We start from the raw sequence: 4673 nt of genomic DNA, 5'->3' as shown, positions 1-4673 counted from the left end.
AAAGTAAAAAGCTATGGCGTGCAAACCTAAAAGCACACATCCCTTATGTATACCGACTCGCAGTGAATATCCGTCTGGGTGAGAGACCGAACGCAAACGCTGTGTAGTCAAAGGTGGATTGTGTTGTCAGATTGTTCTGACGAATTTTGGTTTTTTACTTTTATATCAGAGTGTTATTTTTATTTCACTATTGAGCTAAGTTTGACTTTTATCTGACAAAAACTAGTCTGAGCTTCCATTCAGAGGAAGCAGTCATGCTCAGTATTCTTAGAAGTATTACGGTATCGTCCGTCGCCTTAATTTTTTTAGCGAGTTCTTTTTGCTCAACTGCCAAACAGAGTCCTAAACCGAAGGTCATCGTTGGTGTTATTGCGCAAGACGAAGCTAAAGACTCGTTTGACGGTAGCGTTGGTCCTTCGTACGGAATTAGTCTTGAGTATTTGTCTAACATTACTAAAGCTTTGGATTATGAGTTAGAACTTCGGACTTACAAGCATATTCCGTCTTTACTTGCGGATGTCGAAAGCAAGAGGATTGATGGTGCGGTTGGATTTAGTAAAACAGCAGCAAGAGAAAAGCGTTTCTTGTTTTCGATGCCTTTCTTTTCGAGCACTATCGCGGTTTGGTATCGGAATGCCACTTACCGAGATAGTGATGCGCGTGATCTTAAATGGGTGTGTGTTGAGGGCAGTGTGTATTGTGACAACCTCACTGAACGCGGTATCGATAAGATACATTACGTTAAAACACGTTTAGAGGCGTTTAATGAAGTTAAGCGAGGTAAAGCGAACGCGCTGATTTACACTTATGTTGGTATTACCCAATATTTGGATTTGAATGACATTGTAAAAGGGGTTGTCGATATTCCCAGTTGGTTGAAAAACGAAGAGGTGAGTTTTATCGCTTCGTTGGACAAACAGAGTCTGATCGATGACATCAACAAAATCCTTCAGTGGGAGCAAAATGGAAAAAACATTCGCTCCGTCGCCTCGAAAAATCCTTACCATATCAGTGATAAGTTATTGGTAGATTACCGACGTAGTCATCAAAACAAACTAGTGATAACTTACAGCAGCAGTGACGAAGCTTATCCGTTTCTCTACCGAGATTCGCAAACGGGCGAGTTAGATGGCTTCTTTCCAGACTTCATCGACTTATTGCAGTCTCGTACTGGCTTGAGCTTTAAGTATGTGAAACCGACGTCGAGCCTTTCCAATGGATTAACGGCATTTGATGCCGATATAGTCCCCATCTCTTATGTGGGTGAGCTACCTAAGTCAGATTGGTTGTTCACTAAACCATTCATGCACAGTAATTACGTGGCTATCCAAGCGGAGCAGAGCAAGCGCGATAAACCTGCACTGAAAGAAGCGGGTATTCTGCTCACTTTGAAAAAGCAAGGGTTAGTTCATTTGGGCACTTGGCAGCAAGGCCAAGTTGATCATTATGATGATTTGAAAAAGCTGCTTACCGATTTGAAATCGGGCGTTTTGGATGTGGCTTACATTCCTGACGATATCGTTCACAACATGATTGCACAAGATCAAGTCGATGGCTTGGTGATCAATGCGGAGGACGTTTTGACGTTCTCTAATGCATTTGCGGTTGCAAACCACAATACACAACTTCAACACATGTTGAACAGCATCATCGAAACCATTGATTCTAACGAGATCGAAAAACTGCTGCGTTCTCACCGAAGCTTCAAACTGACTTATGGCTATGACTCGGAGCAGATCGCTACATTTGTTGTTGCTGGTTCATTCATATTCTGTCTCATGTTAATTGCGGCGTATTTCATCTTATCTCACATGCGACTTAAAGTGAGGTTAGCCGAATTTAATGCTGACAATGAGGAAGCGGAAAAGCAATGGCTGATGGACATCATCAAAGAGATCAATAGCTTGGTTTTTATCCATAGTGAAAATAACCATATGGAGATGAGTAATTGTGCGAACTACAACAGTAAACAGTGCCAACAATGTAGTTTGAAAAGTGATTCTGCGCACGTTCCTCTAGTGAATAATTTTGATGAACTGACCACTGTTATTGCTGGAAAGCGTATTTCAGAAGAGGTTGCCTCGTCGGGCTGTGAACTTGATATTAAACATGTATATCGAGAACGCAAAGTCATCGCTTCTCCTAGCGGTAAGAACAAGTTTGTGCTGACTGTTATTCAAGATATTACCCAGCAAAAAGAACGTGAGCAGGCGTTAATCGATGCGCAAAAAGAAGCGCAAACCGCGGTACGTGCGCGCGAAAACTTTTTGGCAACCATGAGTCACGAATTAAGAACGCCATTGTCGGCAGCACACGGCATCCTCGATTTGCTAAATCGCCAAGTGACGGCAGATTCAAATCGCGAGTTAATTGCCCAAGCCATACGCTCGCTCAATCATTTGAATACGCTAGTAGACGAAGTACTGGATTATTCAAAGTTAGAGGCAGGGCACTTAACCGTCGCCCCAGTTAAGACCGACTTGCTTAAAACCTTGTGCGATGTGTTTCGAAGCTTTGAACCACGAGCGCTTGCGAAAGGTTTGGATTACAAAGTGACAATCAAACCATTTTCGAATGCTTTCATTGAAATCGACGCGCTGCGATTGGTGCAAATTACCACCAATCTACTCTCCAATGCGATGAAATTCACTGCCGAAGGAGAAGTTGGAATCAGTGTCATTCTTCATGAAAAGCAGCTTATTTTGAAAGTGGCGGATTCAGGTATCGGCATGACGGATGACCAACTCGAAGGCATTCTCAATCCTTTTGTTCAAGCGGATGACACTATTACGCGTAAATATGGCGGTACTGGATTGGGGCTAAGCATTGTTGACCGATTGATCGACTGCATGAGCGGCGTGCTCTGCATCGATTCACAATTTGGCTTGGGCACGACGATTACTGTCAGACTGCCAATTGAGCATTGCGACTCTGAGCCAGACGTTTGTTTGAACTGGACGTATAGCGAGAGCTTACCACTTAATGTTCGCCAGTGGTGTGACGCGTGGAAAATGCGTCCAGCGACGTTAAAAACAATGGTGGCGAACCTTCACCCTATACACGACAGCGATGCCAGTTTTAATGGCCTAATGCTGCGTGACGAACAAAGGGTACTTGGCAGTCTTACGCTAAGAGAGATTCAATATCCAGATACATTGTTCAATTTGCTCAGCCAAACGCAGCAAGAAACCAAGCTTAGTGACGTAAATCAAGAAGTGGTTTCTTGGGTTCTCGGCACGGTACTGGTCGCAGAAGATAATCCCATTAACCAAAGTGTGATAGCAATGCAGCTTCATGAACTTGGAATCGAACCTGTCATTGTGAACAACGGCCGCGAAGCATGGGAATACATCAACCAAGATGAAAACGTTGTGTTGCTGCTGACCGATTTTCATATGCCAGAAATGGATGGCTATGAGCTTGTTAGGCACGTGAAAAACTCCGAATTTAAAGCAATTCCAATCATCGGTGTGACAGCAGAAGATGCTCGTCTTGCCATTGAACGTACACAGGATATCGGCATTGATGATGTGCTCTACAAGCCCTATGACCTTAATCAATTAAAAACCGTTTTGATTCCATTTATTGGCGAAAAAGAGAGTGGTAGGCTGCCCGGCTGGATTAAACGGTTCAAAGCACAGGACGCAAAAGAGATTGCGCGCGTGTTTAGTCAATCAATGTCTACAGATATAAAAAACTTAAACGCCGCATCGACTGAGCGAGACAAAAAACGGGTCATTCATGGCATCAAAGGAGCGGTTGGGGCGATAGGGGTAAGCATGCTGGCTGAGCTTTGTATTGAGGCAGAACGAGTTACTGCTGCGGAGTTTGACAGGCGAACAGCGGAGCTAATTTTACGAATCGAGCAGGAGATCGAAAACATAAACTATTGGGTAGAGACAAATGAATACACAATTTAATGTGATGGTGATTGATGACCATCCGCTACAAACCACAATACTCACGCAAATATTGGATCGCTATTGCGCGCAAGCCATCCCCTTTAACTGTGTGGATGCTGCTATTCAGAGTGTGCAGGAACAACATTTTGACGTAATTTTTTGTGATATCCAAATGCCCGGAAAAGACGGCATCGATATGATGGAAATGCTCGATGAAGTCCAGTACCAGGGGCAAGTTGTACTGGTCAGTGCAATGGAATTGACCATTATTTCTGCGGTAAGAGCCATGTGCGAGGGATTTAGCTTTGAAGTATTAGGGAAGCTACCCAAGCCATACGATGAAAATGAAGTCGTTGATTTGTTACGTAAAATAAAAGATGAAAAAGCGAAACAAGTCAGCTTTGCGCAACCTATTGAAGTGGAAGATCAAGAATTCCTGTTTGCTCTGGCTGAAGGGCGCGTGAAAAATTATTACCAGCCTTTAGTCGATGTGCAAAGTGGGGAAGTGCTTGGGTATGAAGCGCTCGCGCGTTGGAATCATCCTATTTATGGTGTGTTACCCCCTCATTATTTTTTGCCAATTGTAGAGCGTTGCCGCCTTTCAGGAGAGTTGTTTCAAGCTGTATTGAGTAATGTTATCTATGACATGAAACACCGAGGATTGATGCAAAACGTATCCATCAATGTAGACCATGAAAATTTAGAAGATACGGCGTTCTCTCATTACTTTTTACAGCAATGTTTAGAGAGCGAGATTGACCCATCACAAAT

Annotated in this window: 2 protein-coding genes; both read left to right on the top strand. The window is 43.4% G+C overall.

Annotated elements, in window-relative coordinates:
- Positions 1-254: 254 nt before the first annotated feature.
- Positions 255-3920 carry an ATP-binding protein gene (locus IQR33_RS30510; RefSeq protein ID WP_193844294.1) on the top strand — a complete coding sequence of 1222 codons (3666 nt, stop codon included), beginning with the start codon at positions 255-257 and terminating at the stop codon, positions 3918-3920.
- Positions 3904-4673 (top strand): EAL domain-containing protein (locus tag IQR33_RS30505; protein ID WP_193844293.1); only part of this gene is annotated, 770 nt, incomplete at its 3' end. The genes IQR33_RS30510 and IQR33_RS30505, both read left to right, overlap by 17 nt.

Source organism: Vibrio sp. OPT46 (assembly GCF_015163535.1).
Lineage (GTDB): Bacteria > Pseudomonadota > Gammaproteobacteria > Enterobacterales > Vibrionaceae > Vibrio > Vibrio alginolyticus.
Note: the sequence above shows the minus strand (reverse complement) of the source record. Positions and strands in the feature narration are given on the sequence as shown.